The following is a 15,091-nucleotide window of genomic DNA, read 5'->3' on the forward strand; positions in this document are numbered from 1 at the left end:
CCCATCGTCACTAACTGGATACTCCACGTTCATTTTGGGGACGGCATCGATCCGCGTCAGCATCCGTACAAAGAACTGCGGTCATCTGGAAAAGACGCCGAACGGACAAACTGGGAGTGATCGCGCAAGTCGGGGTCGGCTCAGACCAGTTCCGCGTCGTGCACCAACAGGGCCACCTGCACCCGGTTGTTCAGGTCGAGCTTCGCCAGCAGCCGGGAGACGTACGCCTTCACCGTCGCCACGCTCATGTAGAGCTCGGCCGAGATCTCCGCGTTCGAGCAGCCCCGGCCGAGCGCCAGCGCCACCTCGCGTTCCCGCTCGCTGAGTCCGGCGAGCTGCCGCAGCGCCCGGTCCCGCCGGGCATCCGCACCGGACCGCCCACCGGCGGCCGCAGGGGCGCCGCCGGACTCCGGGGCGGGGCCGGTCGCGTACGCGATCAACCGGCGGGTGACGGCCGGCGACAGGGTGGCCTCGCCGGCCGCCACCCGGCGCACCGCCCGGACGATCTCGGCCGGCGGAGTGTCCTTGAGCAGGAAGCCGCTGGCACCGGCGCGCAGCGCCCTGAGCACGTGCTCGTCGGCGTCGAAGGTGGTCAGCACCAGCACCTCGGGCGGATCGGGTGCCTGCCGCAGCGCCTCGGTCGCGGCCAGCCCGTCGACCCGGGGCATCCGGATGTCCATCAGCACCACGTCCGGCGCGTACGCCGCCACCGCGGCGGCGACCTCACCACCGTCGGCCACCTCACCGACCACCCGGAGATCGTCGGCCCCGCCGAGGATCATCGACAGTCCGGCCCGGACCAGCGCGTCGTCGTCGACCAGCAGCACCCGGATCGTCGTGTCCCCGCCCGCCGCCGTCGACCCGTCGCCGCCCACTCTCACGCCGACCACGGTAGCCAGGCCGCGAGCCGGAAGTCACCGGCCTCGGTCCGGCCGTGTTCCAGCCGCCCGCCGGCCAGGCTGGTCCGCTCGGCGAGCCCGACCAGCCCGGTGCCGGTGCCGGGGATCCGCTGCGTGGGCAGCTGCCCGACCGGCCACCGGTTGCGGACCTCGACGCTCAGCCCGGTGCCGGGACCACCGGCCACGGTCACCGTCACCGCCGCGCCGAGCGCGTGCTTGCGGGCGTTGGTCAGCCCCTCCTGCACGATCCGGTACGCGCTGCGCCCGATCCCGGCCGGCACCACCTCCGCCCGGTCGACCCGTTCCCGGACGCTGACCCGCATCCCCGCCCGGCGGGACTCCTCGGCCAGCACGGCCAGGTCCGCCAGGGTCGGCTGGGGCCGCTCCGGCGCCTCGCCGGTGCTTTCCTCGCGGAGCACCCCGATCACCTCGCGCAGGTCCTGTAGGGCCAGGTGGGCGTTGTCGCGGATCACCCCGGCGGCCCGCGCCACCTCGTCCGGGGCCGCGTCGGGGCGGAACTCCAGCGCCCCGGCGTGCAGGCTGAGCAGCGAGATCCGGTGGGCGAGCACGTCGTGCATCTCCCGGGCGATCCGGGTCCGTTCCAGGTGCCGGGCCTGGGCGATGCGCAACTGCTGCTCCGCCTCGGCCCGGTGCGCCCGCTCCCGCAGCGACACCACGAGCTGCCGTCGGGCCCGGACGACCATGGCCCAGAGCACGACCGAGACCGTGATCGCGACGGTCAGGGTCATCGACACCAGCATGCTCATCGACGGGTCGGGGCGCAGCCAGCAGAAGGCGAGCGCGGCGAGCACGTGCAGGCCGATCACCGGGCCGGCGACCTTGAGCGGCCGGTGCAGCACCACCGTGAAGAGCAGGATCAGCACCACCATCCCGGACGGGGTGGAGATCAGGCTCAGCGGCAGTGCGGCCAGGGCGAGCTGGACCGGCCAGCGGCGGCGTACCCAGAGCACGCCGCAGAGCGCGACGCTGAGCCAGCCGTCGATGGTGAGCACCCACTCCGGGATGGTGCCCAGCGGACTCGGTTGGTCCCGCTGGTGCAGGTCCCAGGAGACCAGGATCACGAAACCGAACGCGATCAGGAAGCAGAGCGAGTCGACGATCCAGTCCCGGGTGGTGCGGCGCGGCTGGCGGCCGGCCCGGTCCGCCGGGGCGGTCAGGGCGGACGGCAGCAGCCAGGCGTTCTCCGAAGCCCCGGTACCGGTCACGCACCCATGTTACGTACCGTCACCGGCCACCGACAGCGACCAAAGTCGAGGTCCGCGCGTAGACCAAGGTCGCGCGACACCGACCGACGGCCGCAGCGGCGGGTGGCCCCGGACGGTCACGCTGATCCCATGATTGCGGTCAACCACCTGAGCAAACGGTACGGGGCGCACCCGGCCGTGGACGACGTGACGTTCCACTGCGAACCGGGCACCGTCACCGGGTTCCTCGGCCCGAACGGTGCCGGCAAGTCCACCACCATGCGGATGATCTGCGGGCTGACCCCGCCCTCGGCCGGCACCGCCACCATCAACGGGGTCCGCTACCGGGACCTGCCGAACCCGGGGCGGGAGATCGGCATCCTGCTGGACGCCTCGGCCCAGCACGCCGGGCGTACGGGCCAGGAGGCGCTGACCCTGGCCGCGATGACGATGGGCGTGAACCGGCGACGGGTCGGCGAGGCCCTGGACCGGGTCGGGCTGAACGCGGTGGCGGCGAAGCGGCGGGTCGGTAAGTACTCGCTCGGCATGCGCCAGCGGCTCGGGCTGGCCCAGGCACTGCTGGGCGAGCCACGGGTGCTGATCCTCGACGAGCCGGCGAACGGGCTGGACCCGGAGGGCATCTTCTGGATGCGCGGACTGCTGCGCGAGTTCGCCGACCGGGGCGGGACGGTGCTGCTCTCCTCGCACCTGCTGCGCGAGGTGGAGGCGGTGGCGGACCGGCTGGTGGTGATCGGCGGCGGCAAGGTCGTCGCCCAGGGCAGCAAGGACGAGCTGCTGGCCGGCACCGGCACCGTGGTCCGGGCGGTCGACCCGCAGACCCTGCGTACGGCCCTGCAACGGGCCGGGCTGACCGCCACCACCAGCACCGACGGGAGCCTGCTGGTCCAGGCCGAGCCGGTGGCGGTGGGACGGGTGGCCGCCGATGTCGGCGCGGTGCTGGTCGAGCTGCGCTCCGCCGAGAGCAACGGCCTGGAACAGATCTTCCTCACCCTGACCGCGGGCGACTCCGTACGGGAGGCAGTCAAATGACCACGACGACCATCAACCCGGCCACCTCGCCGGCGGGGCCGAAGTCCCCTCCCGCGCTGCCCCACCCCGGCCTGGCCCGGCTGACCGGTGTCGAGTTGCGCAAGCTCACCGACACCCGGGCCGGCTACTGGCTGCTGATCGTGATCGCCCTGGCGGCGGCGGTGATCGTCGCCGTCCAGCTGTTCAACATGCCGGACGCGGACCAGACGTTCACCAACTTCTTCGTCCCGTCGCTGCTGCCGATCGGCATGCTGCTGCCGGTGCTCGGCATCCTGCTGGTCACCAGCGAATGGTCGCAGCGCACCGTGATGACGACGTTCGCGCTGGTGCCGCAGCGGTCGCGGGTGCTGGTGGCGAAGATCGCCGCCGCGGTCGTCGCCTCGCTCGCCTCGGTGCTGGCCAGTCTGGTGATCGCGGCGATCGGCACCGTCCTGGCCGAGGCGCTCGGCGGGGCCGGCACCTGGTCGCTCGAACCGCAGCTGATCGCGTACGCGGCCGTGTTCCAGGTGGTCAACGTGGTGATGGGTGTGGCGTTCGGCATGCTGCTGCTGAACACCCCGCTGGCGATCGTGCTCTACTTCGTGCTGCCGACCGCCTGGACGCTGCTCGGCACGATGATCGGCGGGCTACGCGAGGTGGCGGAGTGGCTCGACCTGACCCTCACCCTGGAGCCGCTGACCACCCCCGACGTGACCGCCGGACAGTGGGGCCGGATCGCGGTGTCGGTGGCGGTCTGGGTGCTGGTGCCGCTGGTCGCCGGAGTGGTGCGGATAATCCGTCGCGAGGTGTCGTAGATGTCCCCGGCCGAGCCCGCGCCGGGGGCGCCACCCGGTGAACGGGTGGTGGCCGAGCCCGGCTGGGTACGACTGCTGATCTGGGTTCTCTTCCCACTGCTGGGCGCGGGCGCGATCGCCGGGCTGCACGCGCTCACCGGCTGGATGACGAAGGTGCCGTGGGCACCGCTGCGGATCCCGGCCAAGTTCGTCGACGACCTGCCCGACCCCGCGGCCACCCTCGGCGCCGTCGTGATCGGCGTGATCGCCGGTCTGATCGTCGCGGTCACGGCGGTGCACGAGCAGCTCGCGGTGACCGTGGCCGCCGACCGGATCACCCTCGCCCGCCGCGACGGCACCGTACGTCGGGTCGACGGATCCGCGGTGGCCGTGGTCTTCCTCGACGGCAAGCACCTGGTGCTGCTCGACCCCGTGGGCGCCGAGCTGGCCCGGGAGAAGTCGGACCTGAGTGGCGACCCTCTCCGCGAGGCGTTCGAGGCGCACGGCTACCGCTGGCTCGCCGAGGATCCGTACCGGGCCGACTACCGCCTCTGGGTCGCACCCGTCGACGACCTGCCCGACAACGTCAACGTCCTGCTGACCGCCCGCCAGAAGGCCCTCAAGGACGGCAGGTCCAGTTACGCCACCCGAATCCGCACCGAACTGACCCACCTCGGCTACATCCTCAAAGACGACCAAAAACACCAACACTGGCGCCGCCCCACCCCCACCCCCACCCCCCGCCCTGTTGATCATGAAGTTGGCGACGGAACCCGAGCCGATCCGCGTACCTAACTTCATGATCAACAGGGGCCGGTCCAGGTGGGCTGGGGGGCGGGGATGGGGTGGGGGGTGGGGTGGGGGTGGGGGTGGATGTGCCAGGGGAGGGGGGCTCCTAGGCGGCGGGTGGCGGTGAGGGTGGAGGAGGTGCGGGTGACGGTGAACCGGGCGGCTTCGGAGCCGTCGGGGGCGGGGATGCTCACCGTCACGTCCGCGCCGTCGGCAAGCTGGTAGACGGCCAGGGTCACGCCGTCGGCGTACCCGTAGTCGGGGCGATTGTGCACGGCGCCGAGCGGCAGGACCGTACCGGGGCGGACCAGGAGCGGAACGCGGTCGAAGCCGACCGACTCGCGCACCCAGCGCGGACCGGTGATCTCCGCCCCGGTGATCAGATCCGTCCAGGTGCCCGCCGGCACGTAGTAGTCCACCGTGCCGTCCGCCGAGAACACCGGGGCAATGAGCAGACTGTCGCCGAGCAGGTACTGCCGGTCCAGGTACGCCACCGCCGGATCGTCCGGGAACTCCGCCACCAGGGGCCGCAGCACCGGCATCCCCTCCCGGTGCGCCACCACCGCCTGCCCGAACAGGTACGGCATCAGCCGCGCCTTGAGCCGGGTGAAGATCCGCAGTACGTCGACCGCCTCCTCGTCGAACTCCCACGGCACCCGGTAACTCTGGCTGCCGTGCAACCTGCTGTGCGTGGAGAGCAGCCCGAACGGCACCCAGCGCTTGAACAGGGCCGGATCCGGCCTGCCCTCGAAGCCGCCGATGTCATGACTCCAGTAGCCGAAGCCGGACATAGCCAGTGACAGCCCGCCGCGCAGCGTCTCCGCCATCGACTCGAAGGTGGACTCGCTGTCGCCACCCCAGTGCACCGGGAACTGCTGCCCACCGGCGGTCGCGGACCGGGCGAACAGCACCGCCTCCCCCTCGCCCCGGTGTTCGCGCAGCAGGTCGAAGACGACCCGGTTGTAGAGGTGGGTGTAGTAGTTGTGCATCCGTTCCGGGTCGGAGCCGTCGTGCCACACCACGTCGGTCGGGATCCGCTCGCCGAAGTCGGTCTTGAACGCGTCCACCCCCATGTCCAGCAGGACCCGCAGCTTGTCGGCGTACCAGCGGCAGGCGTCGGGGTTGGTGAAGTCGACCAGGGCCATGCCGGCCTGCCACTGGTCCCACTGCCAGACGTCGCCGTCGGCGTTCCGCACCAGGTAGCCGTGTTCCATCCCCTCGGCGAACAGCGCCGACCGCTGGGCGATGTACGGGTTCAGCCAGACGCAGATCCGCAGGTTCCGTTCCCGCAGTCGCTTCAGCATCCCGACCGGATCGGGGAAGACCCGTGGGTCCCACTCGAAGTCGGACCAGTGGAACTCGCGCATCCAGAAGCAGTCGAAGTGGAAGACCGACAGCGGCAGGTCCCGGTCGGCCATCCCGCTGACGAACGTGTTGACCGTCTCCTCGTCGTACGAGGTGGTGAAGGAGGTGCTCAGCCAGAGGCCGAACGACCAGGCCGGTGGCAGGGCCGGGCGGCCGGTGAGCGCGGTGTACCGGCGCAGGATCTCCCGTGGCGTGGGGCCGTAGATGACCAGGTACTCCATCGACTGCCCGGCGACGCTGAACGACACCTTCGACACCGCCTCGGCGGCCACCTCGAACGACACCCGACCGGGGTGGTTGACGAAGACGCCGTACCCGCCGGTGGTCAGGTAGAACGGCACGTTCTTGTACGCGTGCTCACTGCTGGTGCCGCCGTCCTCCTGCCAGATGTCGACCGTCTGGCCGTTCTTCACCAGCGGGCCGAAGCGCTCGCCGAGCCCGTACACGGTTTCGCCGACGCCGAGCAGGAGCTGTTCGCGGACGTACGGGCCGTCGTCGGTGTCGAGCGCGGCCATGCTCTTGTAACCGCTGCTGGTCAGCACCCGGTCGGCCGCGACGAAGTCGAGGCGCCAGTCGTCGCCCCGGTGGAACCGGGCGGTCAGCGCACCGGAGGTGATGGTGGCGAAGTCGGCGCCGTCGCCGGTCCGCACCTCGGTCGACGGGTCGGTGGCGAGGGAGAACTCCGGTCGGCGGGGACGTCCGCCGAGCAGATGCCCGACCCGCACCGCTATCACGTCGGGCGCGGGCGAGGTGCACCGTACGGTGACCAGCGGTTGGTTGAGGGTGTCGCCCCGGTTCAGGATCTTCCTCGTCGGGGCGTACACGGTGAGGGCGGTGGGTTCCACCGTGACGTCGCGTACCTGCATCGGGTAGAGCGGCTGCACGCCGTCGCGCATCCGCCAGTAGCCGTTGCTGAACTTCATCCCAGGTCCTATCGGTCGATGCGTCACCTGACCGCGCCGGCCACACCGCCGGTTGTTGTCGTCGTCGAAGGTCGAGATCGGGAAGAGCCGTCAGTCGAAGCGATTCGACTGACGGCCTCGACCGAAGCTATGAGCGCACCAGGGCCGTGTCAATGGCGTGACCGGGAATTCCCGTACGAGCACGGCCCGCGTCGTCACGGTGGGCGTGTGGTCGTATGGGAGGACCAGCTAGGGTCGACCTTGTTGATCAGGTCAGGACCGCGGTGACGCGGCCGCTTCGGACGCTGGAGGAGTCCCGGCGTGTTCACCCTCGTACCGGCCACGGTGCTCGACGATTGGAAGCGCCTCGCGGCACAGGTACGCGACGTGCTGTCCGAGGCGGGTCTGCCGGTCGCCGCCGAGGGCGACGACGACTACTTCGCCGGGGTGACCGTGGACGTGGACCCGGGCGACGACGAGGCCGGCGGTGTGTTCGTGCTCTGGCGACCGCACCGGCGACTGGGCAACGCGGTGGTGGCGTGCGTGGCCGAACAACGGATGGACGACCCGGTGCTGCGGCACTTCGGCGCCGTCGCCGAGTCGATGCGGCAGGCGATCTGGTCCATCCTCGACTCGGCCGGCTTCACCGTGACCGACCCGCACACCGACTACCGCCCGCTGCAACTACAGGTCGTCGGCGGCCCGACCCGCTGACCGGTCACGTCGCCGTGCTCATCACCGTCAGTTGTCAGCGAGCCGGGGTGGGAAGCCACCGGTGGCCAGCGGACCCCAGCCGTCGATCGTCACCCGGATCAGCGACTTGCCCTGCGTACGCATCGCCTGCCGGTACTCGTCCCAGTCCGGGTGCTCGCCGGAGATGCACCGGAAGTAGTCGACCAGCGGCTCCAGCGCCTCCGGCAGGTCGAGCACCTCGGCGGTGCCGTCGACCTGCACCCACGGCCCGTTCCAGTCGTCGGAGAGGACGCAGACCGACACCCGGGGGTCGCGGCGGATGTTGGCCACCTTCGCCCGTTCGGGATAGGTGGAGATGACGATCCGGCCGGCCGCGTCGACGCCGCACGCCACCGGCGACGACTGGGGGCGGCCGTCGGCCCGGGTGGTGAGCAGGACGGCCCGGTGACGCGGGGCGAGGAACTCGGTCAGGTGGTCACGGTCGACCCGGGTGTTGGTCGCGATGGCGCGGGGCATGGCACCCACCATAGGTCGCCACCTGCGGCGGCCCGGCGGGCGGTCCCCGTACCGGATTCGCGGCGACGGGTCGCGCACCGCCGTGGGGCCTGCGGGTCCGGGAGGACGGCACCCGTGGCCCCACGGCGGGCATGGCCGGGTCGGCTGCCGCGCGGTGCCCCCGCATCGCACGCGTCGCCGGGCCCCGACCCACGTCGCGGAGAGAGCTACCCCCCGTTGTGTAGCTCTCCCCGCGCTGCCCGATGACAATGCGACAGCGCGTCACGGTCGAGCAAGGACACTCGGCAATCCATTGCATGATCGTGCAATGCCGCACCGCCGCCCTTCCCGTCGGGTTGACGCGATGATGTGCTGTGTATGGGCAAGAGCGGGGGGCCGCTCCACAACGGTCAACGGGAGGATCGGGTGCCCGAAACCACCGAGACGATTCCGCGCCTCACCCGGTGGGGGGTGTCACCGGACGCGGATCTCATCTACCGCGCACTCACGATGATGGGGGGACGCAAGGACACCGAACTGAGCCGAGAACTCGGCCTGCCCCGGTCACGCGTGGTCGCCGCCCTGGACGAGTTGGCGGCCGTACGGGCGGCCCGGCCGACCCGGTCGCCCGCGCTGCGGTCCGGCAGCCCGGTGGCCCGGCGTTGGGACCCGTGCCCGGTGTCCCAGGTGCTGCGACACCTGCGCCGACCGGTCGTGCCGTGCACCGGGCGGGACCGGTGGCGGCAGCACTTCGGCACGCTCGACGGGCTGGACCTGCCGGTGCTGGACGAGTCCCGGATCCGGCGCTGGGGCAGCCGCTCGCTCGCCCGACGCCGGATCGCCCACCTCGCCGCCGCCGAGCGGTACGAGCACCTGGCGATCAACACCGAGGAGGTGATCACGGCGGACGCGACCGCTGCTGCCCTCCCGGTCGACCGCGCCCTGGTCGAACGGGGCATCCAGATCCGCGTTCTCGGCCGGCCACCCGGCGACGGCGACCGTTCCACCGCGCACCTGGCCCAGATGGGCGGAACGGCCATGACCTACCGGGAACTGCCCGACCTACCCATCAAGTTGATCGTTTTCGACCGCCGCGTCGTGCTCTTCCCGGCCGACCCGCTGAACTTCGAAACCGGCGTCGTCGAGGTCGACGACCCGCCGGTGGTACAGGCACTCTGCGGACTCTTCGACCGGTTGTGGATGCAGGGACGCGATCCGCACCGACAGGGGGTTCCGCCCATCACACTCACGCCCAGGGAGCAGGCGCTCGTCGCGCTCCTGTCCGCCGGACACACCGACGTGTCCGCCGCCAACGAGCTGAAACTCAGCGTACGGACGGTGGCGTACACCATGCGGGAGCTGATGGACCGGCTCGGCGTGGAGAACCGGTTCCAACTCGCCCTCCTGCTCGGCGCCGCCGGTGCCGCTCCCCTACCGACGTCCTGCACCACCGAACCTCCACCCGGGAAAGACGAATGAGACACCTGCCGATCCGCCTCGTACCGACCCTGATCACGCTCGTGACCGCTGCCGTACTCGCCTTCGCGGGCGCGGTGACCGCAGCCGGTACGGAGTTCAACCTCTCGGGCAGAGGAGTCGGCGTCTGCGCCACCTGTTTCGTGGACCCCGGGGTGCGTCCCGGGGCCCCGGAGCCGGACCAGCCCGTAGCGCCCTGACGACACCCCACCCCAAGGAGACGAATGCGCCGGTCACCGGTCCGCCTCGCCCAGCTTCTCGCCATCGTCACCGCGGTGACACTGCTGTTTTCCCCGGGCACCGCCGTTGCCGGCGGCAATCCCCCGGTCGTCCAGGCGGACCCGCCGCCCATCCCCGCTGCCTGGTTCGCGACGTCCTGCGCGACCGGGGAGATCGATCCCCCGGTCCTCGGTGCGAGCCAACAGCTTTTCGTCACCGCCGAGATCACCAACTGCGGCCCCGACTGGTCGATGTACCGCTTCGCCATGGTGGCGTTCCGGGCCGACGAAACCTCGGCCCGCGCCTTCTACGGACAACTGCGGCCGTACCTGGTCGGCGCGCCCACACCGGTCTCGGCCCACACGTACGGCCTGATGGAGCCCGGTGAGCTCGGGATCTGTCTGATGCGGACCATCACCGCCCCGGTGGCCTGCCTCCGGGTGACCTTCGATGCCGACCTCGACATGACCTGGGAGCCGCTGTCCACCAACGATCCGTTGGTGACGAAGCCGATCCTGCTGTTCGACGAGGGGCAGATCGGGGACCCGGGCGGGTTCTGCGGCACCTGCTTCCGGATGGCCTGACCGGCGACACCCGGATCGCGGGCCGACCGACGTCGCCCGGATCCTGATCGGCGGACCGACTCCGGTCCCGGCCCGGCCAACTGCCGGGCTGGGATCAGCCGGCGCTGGCCGGGCGCCACCGGGCGTTCGGCCGGGCTCGGCGGGACGCGTCGCGGACCGGGGTACCGGCGGCGCCGCCCGTACCGCCGCCGCCCGGCGGCAGCAGGTGCGACGCCTGGCTGGCCCGCTCGGCCGCCGCGAACGCCTCGTCCCGCAGGCTCCGGGCGGCGACCGCGGCGGCCTCGGCCGTACGCCACGCGGCCCGCTCCCGTTCGGCCGCCCGGTGCTGGGCGGCGAGCCGACCGTCGCGTACGGCGCGGCGCAGCACGACCTCCTGCTCGACCGGGTGCCGGCGGGGGTCCCACCCGTTGCGGTGCGCCAGGGCGTCGCCCAGTTCCAGAACGGACAGTTCCTGCCGACCGCAGGCGCTCAGCGCGGCCCGGTGCAGGTAACGCTCCCGGTCGGCGTACTCGGCCGGGGTGCGTGGCGTACGCGGAACCGGCAGGTACGTGGTGGCGGCCACCCGCCGGGCGTCGACGTCGGCAGCCTCGTACGCCCGCCACGCCGCCTCGGCGTCGTCCTGCGCGGCCAGCCACTCCTCGCGGCGACGGCGGGCCGTCTCGGCCGCCCGTCCCGCCGCGACGGCCACCTCGTCGGCGTACCGGATCAACTCCTGTGCCTCGGCGGTGAGCCGGGCCCGGCCGGCGACGGCCGCCCGGATCGGGTTGCCGGCCCCGCCGCCGGTCGGTACGTCTCCGTCGGAGAACTCGGGCGCGGGCCGACGGGCGATCAGGACGGCCATGGCGATCAGTGCCACCACGATCAGGGCGGACCAGATCACCGCCGCCCGGGGAATGTCGAGCAGGAAGAAGTACATGAGATTGTCCATAACCAGCACACCTCGCCGATAAACGATCGCGTTCGGGGTTCCCAGCAGATTCGCGCGATTCCGTCCGACGTCGTCACCGATCAGCCCACGGGGAGCCTGGGATACGGGTCGCGGATCGCGCAGACACGTTCGCCGGCCGCAGTGGCCGGCCGCGTCACCTGCGGGGCGGGGCCCTCGGGGCGGCGGGAAGCCCGTACCCCGTGCCGGTCGGGAGGTCCGACCGCGCCGGGCGGTGCGACACCGTGGGCTGGTCCGCTCGGCCGGGTCCGACGGTGACCGGGGCGGCGTCCGCTGTCGACGCACCGGCCTGCGGCGCCGTCTCGACGGTCGACGCGTCCGTGGCCGTTGCGTACGTGACCGTTGCCGGCACGTACAGGGCCGTTGCCGTTGCGTCGGTTGCCGTTGCGTCCGTGGCCGTTGCCGACACGTACAGGGCCGTTGCCGTTGCGTCCGTGGCCGTGGCGGGCGCGGTCACGACCGACTGCGGCGCGACGGCGGACGGCGGGGCGGCCTCGGCGGCACCGGCGCCCAGGCCGAGCAGGAGCGCCATCAGGATCAGGCCGGTGAGCAGCCGCAGTGACCGGCGCGCCATCCACCACAGGGGGTGGGAGAGCATCACGGCGGTCACGGGGGTGAGCTTACCGTCCCCGCGTCCGATTTGGGTTGATCATGACCACGATCACGGCACCGTCGCTGTCGGTACGACGAGCCGCCCGCCCTGGAGATCGAGCGACCCCGACGGTTCGACCAGTTCGCTCCGCTCGGCGAGGAGGTCGGCGGCCGCAACGGCCGATCCCGAGTCCACCCCACCCCACCCCACCCCACCCCACCCCACCCCACGATCGCGCAGATGTAGAGAAAGAGGGGCTATTCCCGCGTGGGAAGCCACTCTTTCTCTACATCTGCGCGGATCTTGGATCAGTAGGTTGTGGAAGTTGCTGGTGGTTCAATCCGCACCGGTGAGGTCGGACAAGCCGAGCGCTGGGCCTAGCAGGGCCGGCAGCACGGCGCCGACCGAGATGCCGGTCAGTATGGCCGCTCCCAGCACCGGCACCAGCTCGTACAGCACCAATTCCCGGCCCTGGCGTGCCGACAGGCCCAGCGTGCGCAACCGGACCACCACCATGGCCCGGCCCGGCGCACCGGCGAGCACCGTGAACGCCACCGCGAGCAGCGCCAACCCGACCGCACCGGCGGCACCGGCGACGAAGGTGAAACTCAGCACCCGGTTGACCCCGGCCCGCTCCAGCGCCTGCCGATGGGCCGGCCGGGTGGTCACGGCGGCCGGCAGCGGCAGCGGCGAGTCGGCCACCACCGCACGCCCCAGCACCCCGGCCAGATACTCGCGCTGACCGGCGTCACCCACCTCACGTACCCGCGCCGCCGAGAAGCCGTCACCGGCCAGCAGGAAGCGGTTGGGCACGATCGGCCGGAGATCGGGCACCGGCAACGCCTGCCAGGGCAGGACGACAAAACGCCGGACGTCGAGGTCGACGCCCGGATAGCTGGTCCGTACGGCGCTCACCCGGATCTCGTACCGGCGCCCCTGCACCTCGACGACGCCGCCCGAGGCGAGGTCCACGGCCACGTCCGGCGAGACCACCGCCGGAATCGGACCGCCGACGGGTCCGGGCCGGGTCAGCTCGGCCGGCAGGTCCGGATCGAGTCCGCTCGCCCCGGCGACCCGGACGACCGCCGGACCGTCCTGGACGACGAGTTGCACCTGGCCGACCTCCCGACCGCCCGACCCGGTACCGGTGCGCACCGGCGTACCGGACTCGACCAGCAGCGGTGCGACGGCGCTCACGCCGGGGATCCCGGCGAGCCGGTCCACGGTCGACGGCACGAACGCGGCACCGGTCAGCCGGGCGTCGGCGGCGATCTCCACGTCGGCGGCGCGATCACGGGCACCGGTGATGGCGCCGGCCACCGACAGTGTGAACACGCCGGTGCTGATCGCGACGATCAGGACGGCGAGCGGCCCGAAGCCGGCCGGCGCGGCCCGACCGGCCCGGCTCAGCCCGACGAACGCCACCACGCCGCGGGACCGGGCGGCAAGCCCGCCCGCCCCGCGCAGCGGCCACGGGACCACCCGCAGCGCGATCACCGCCGCCGCGACGGCCAGCAGCACCGGCACCGACACCAGGTACGGGTCGACGCCGCCGTCCCGGTCCAGCGGCATCACGTTCATGACAGTGGCGTCGAGCCCGCGCAGCCGGAGCAGCACCACGCCGAGCGCGGCGAGCAGGAGCAGGAGGGCCTCGGCGGTCAGCCGGCGTACGGTCGGGCGCGGCGAAACCGCCTCCCGCCGCCGGTCGACCGGTCCCCGCCGACGGTGCGCGGCCATCACCGACAACGGCACCGCGAGTGTGCCGGTCAGGGTCAGCGCCGCCAGCAGCGGCTGTTCGAGTTCGGCCGGGCGACCCGGAAGCAGGGCGGCGAGCAGCCAGCCGGCGCCGACCGCCGCCGGTACGACCAGCACGGTTTCGGCCAGTGTCCGGGCACCGAGCGTCGACGTGGCGGCACCTCGTGCCCCGAGCAGGTGGAACTCCTCCCGCCGCCGGTCGGTCAGGAGCCGGGCGGCGAGCAGGACCAGCCCGAGTACGCAGACGAACGTACCGGCCCGGACCACGGCGAGCAGGGCTCGGACCGTACGCAGCTGGTCCTCGAAGGTCGTCAGCGCGGCGGCCGGACCGGTGGTCAGAACCAGCCCGTCCGCCGGTGGGGTACGGGTCGTCCGCGCCACCGCCGAGACCAGCGCCGGAAGGTCCGAGGCGGACAACCGCCGCTCGTCGAGCCGGTACCTCCACTCGTGGGTGAGCACGCCCGTCCGTCGGGCCGCCGTGCTCAGCCCGGACAGGTCGGTGAGCAGCGCGGCCCGGTGCGTATCGCCGTCGCTGGGCACCGGGCACGACTGGACCGCGAGCGGCATGTCGTCCCAGTCCCGCGCGTCGGGCTGGTCGGGCTGGTAGATCCCGACCACCCGGACCGGTGCCGACCGGCTCGGGTCCGGTGCCGGGTCGGCGCCACCGATGCTGAAGGTCTGCCCCACCCGCAGTCCGACCGCGTCCGCCACCTGCCGGGAGACGGCCGCCTCGACGGTGCCGGCCGATGCGGGCCAGCGCCCGTCGACCATCGTGACCGCCTGCTGCGCGCCGGTCTGGAAGCGCAACGACAGCACCGGCCGGCAACGGCCGTCGAACGGCGCGGCGTCGCCGGAGACCTCCAACCGCTCCGGGCCGACCCGGGCGGCGTACCACTGCTGGTCGACCAGCGCCGGCAGCGGGGCCGGCAACCCCTTGCGGTACGGGTCGAGCCGCGCCGCCATCGCGGCCGGATCGTCGGTTGCGGACTGTCCCGGCCGGGCGGTGAACGTCAGGTCCCGGGCCGGGTGCAGCAGCCGACCGAGGTCCTGCCGCAGCCCCTCGTCGGTGAACCCGTTCGCGAGTCGCGGTACGGCGCCGACCAGCAGCGCCGCGACCAGGCAGAGCACGCCGAGCAGTGCCATGAGTCCGGCGTAGGTCCGGATCCGGCGCAGCGGACCGGACCGGGTCGCGTGGTGGCGCCGCCCCGCTCGACGTTCGGCGATCGGTGGACCGGTCGGCCGGGTCTTCTCGCCACCGGCCCGCTCGGACACCTGTCCCACGGTCGTACCGCCCTTCGCCGCCCCGGGGCGCCGATCCGGTCGAACTGCCGGACGGCTCTGCCAGTCC

At 72.3% G+C, this 15,091-nt stretch carries 15 protein-coding genes; 7 read left to right on the plus strand and 8 right to left on the minus strand.

The annotated features are described in order from the left end of the window. Nucleotides 1-140 precede the first annotated feature (140 nt). The gene (locus ACZ6QQ_RS08770; RefSeq protein ID WP_465875294.1) at nucleotides 141-881 is read right to left on the minus strand and encodes a response regulator; all 741 of its coding nucleotides are present in this window, start codon (nucleotides 879-881) and stop codon (nucleotides 141-143) included. Then, nucleotides 878-2,125, minus strand: coding sequence for a sensor histidine kinase (locus ACZ6QQ_RS08775; protein ID WP_465875296.1), 1,248 nt, complete (start codon nucleotides 2,123-2,125; stop codon nucleotides 878-880). Before ACZ6QQ_RS08775 ends, ACZ6QQ_RS08770 begins: the two co-directional genes overlap by 4 nt. A 129-nt stretch (nucleotides 2,126-2,254) precedes the next feature. On the opposite strand from ACZ6QQ_RS08775, the gene ACZ6QQ_RS08780 reads away from it, so the two are divergent. Genes ACZ6QQ_RS08780 through ACZ6QQ_RS08790 form a run of 3 tightly spaced genes read left to right on the plus strand, consistent with a single transcriptional unit; the run spans nucleotide 2,255 to nucleotide 4,722 of the window. After that, nucleotides 2,255-3,154 (plus strand): ABC transporter ATP-binding protein, encoded by a 900-nt coding sequence (locus tag ACZ6QQ_RS08780; protein WP_465875298.1) that lies wholly within the window; start codon nucleotides 2,255-2,257, stop codon nucleotides 3,152-3,154. Beyond that, on the plus strand, nucleotides 3,151-3,948 hold the full coding sequence (locus tag ACZ6QQ_RS08785) for an ABC transporter permease (protein ID WP_465875300.1): 798 nt from the start codon (nucleotides 3,151-3,153) through the stop codon (nucleotides 3,946-3,948). The genes ACZ6QQ_RS08780 and ACZ6QQ_RS08785 overlap by 4 nt, the downstream gene beginning before the upstream one ends. After that, a complete protein-coding gene (locus tag ACZ6QQ_RS08790) occupies nucleotides 3,949-4,722 on the plus strand; it encodes a YqeB family protein (protein WP_465875301.1) in 774 nt (257 codons plus the stop codon). A gap of 8 nt (nucleotides 4,723-4,730) precedes the next feature. Here ACZ6QQ_RS08790 and yicI read toward each other — a convergent pair whose 3' ends face one another. Further along, nucleotides 4,731-7,004 carry an alpha-xylosidase gene (gene yicI, locus ACZ6QQ_RS08795; RefSeq protein ID WP_465875302.1) on the minus strand — a complete coding sequence of 758 codons (2,274 nt, stop codon included), beginning with the start codon at nucleotides 7,002-7,004 and terminating at the stop codon, nucleotides 4,731-4,733. A 300-nt stretch (nucleotides 7,005-7,304) separates the two neighbouring features. Between yicI and ACZ6QQ_RS08800 the strand changes: the two genes are divergently transcribed. Continuing rightward, nucleotides 7,305-7,697, plus strand: coding sequence for a hypothetical protein (locus ACZ6QQ_RS08800; protein WP_465875303.1), 393 nt, complete (start codon nucleotides 7,305-7,307; stop codon nucleotides 7,695-7,697). Nucleotides 7,698-7,724: 27 nt separating this feature from the next. Here ACZ6QQ_RS08800 and ACZ6QQ_RS08805 read toward each other — a convergent pair whose 3' ends face one another. Next, a complete protein-coding gene (locus ACZ6QQ_RS08805; RefSeq protein ID WP_465875305.1) occupies nucleotides 7,725-8,192 on the minus strand; it encodes a PPOX class F420-dependent oxidoreductase in 468 nt (155 codons plus the stop codon). A gap of 405 nt (nucleotides 8,193-8,597) precedes the next feature. Here ACZ6QQ_RS08805 and ACZ6QQ_RS08810 point away from each other — a divergent pair, with 405 nt between their 5' ends. From ACZ6QQ_RS08810 to ACZ6QQ_RS08820, 3 genes are read left to right on the plus strand one after another with little or no spacing between them, the layout of a single operon-like run. Further along, complete coding sequence (locus ACZ6QQ_RS08810; protein WP_465875307.1) at nucleotides 8,598-9,650, plus strand: helix-turn-helix transcriptional regulator; 1,053 nt, start codon at nucleotides 8,598-8,600, stop codon at nucleotides 9,648-9,650. Continuing rightward, nucleotides 9,647-9,847 carry a hypothetical protein gene (locus ACZ6QQ_RS08815; protein WP_465875308.1) on the plus strand — a complete coding sequence of 67 codons (201 nt, stop codon included), beginning with the start codon at nucleotides 9,647-9,649 and terminating at the stop codon, nucleotides 9,845-9,847. Before ACZ6QQ_RS08810 ends, ACZ6QQ_RS08815 begins: the two co-directional genes overlap by 4 nt. A gap of 24 nt (nucleotides 9,848-9,871) precedes the next feature. Beyond that, the gene (locus ACZ6QQ_RS08820; RefSeq protein WP_465875310.1) at nucleotides 9,872-10,450 is read left to right on the plus strand and encodes a hypothetical protein; all 579 of its coding nucleotides are present in this window, start codon (nucleotides 9,872-9,874) and stop codon (nucleotides 10,448-10,450) included. Nucleotides 10,451-10,544: 94 nt separating this feature from the next. On the opposite strand, the gene ACZ6QQ_RS08825 is transcribed toward ACZ6QQ_RS08820, so the two are convergent. The 4 genes from ACZ6QQ_RS08825 to ACZ6QQ_RS08840 all read right to left on the minus strand — a co-directional run bounded on the left by ACZ6QQ_RS08825 (nucleotide 10,545) and on the right by ACZ6QQ_RS08840 (nucleotide 15,015). Next, nucleotides 10,545-11,378, minus strand: coding sequence for a hypothetical protein (locus tag ACZ6QQ_RS08825; protein ID WP_465875311.1), 834 nt, complete (start codon nucleotides 11,376-11,378; stop codon nucleotides 10,545-10,547). A gap of 154 nt (nucleotides 11,379-11,532) precedes the next feature. Continuing rightward, entirely contained in the window at nucleotides 11,533-12,006 is a 474-nt protein-coding gene (locus ACZ6QQ_RS08830; RefSeq protein ID WP_465875313.1) for a hypothetical protein, read from the minus strand. Between the two features lie 51 nt (nucleotides 12,007-12,057). Further along, on the minus strand, nucleotides 12,058-12,183 hold the full coding sequence (locus tag ACZ6QQ_RS08835) for a hypothetical protein (protein ID WP_465875315.1): 126 nt from the start codon (nucleotides 12,181-12,183) through the stop codon (nucleotides 12,058-12,060). 141 nt (nucleotides 12,184-12,324) lie between these two features. Beyond that, a complete protein-coding gene (locus ACZ6QQ_RS08840) occupies nucleotides 12,325-15,015 on the minus strand; it encodes an FtsX-like permease family protein (RefSeq protein ID WP_465875317.1) in 2,691 nt (896 codons plus the stop codon). Nucleotides 15,016-15,091: the final 76 nt, after the last annotated feature.

It is taken from the genome of Micromonospora sp. NPDC049529, from assembly GCF_055586685.1.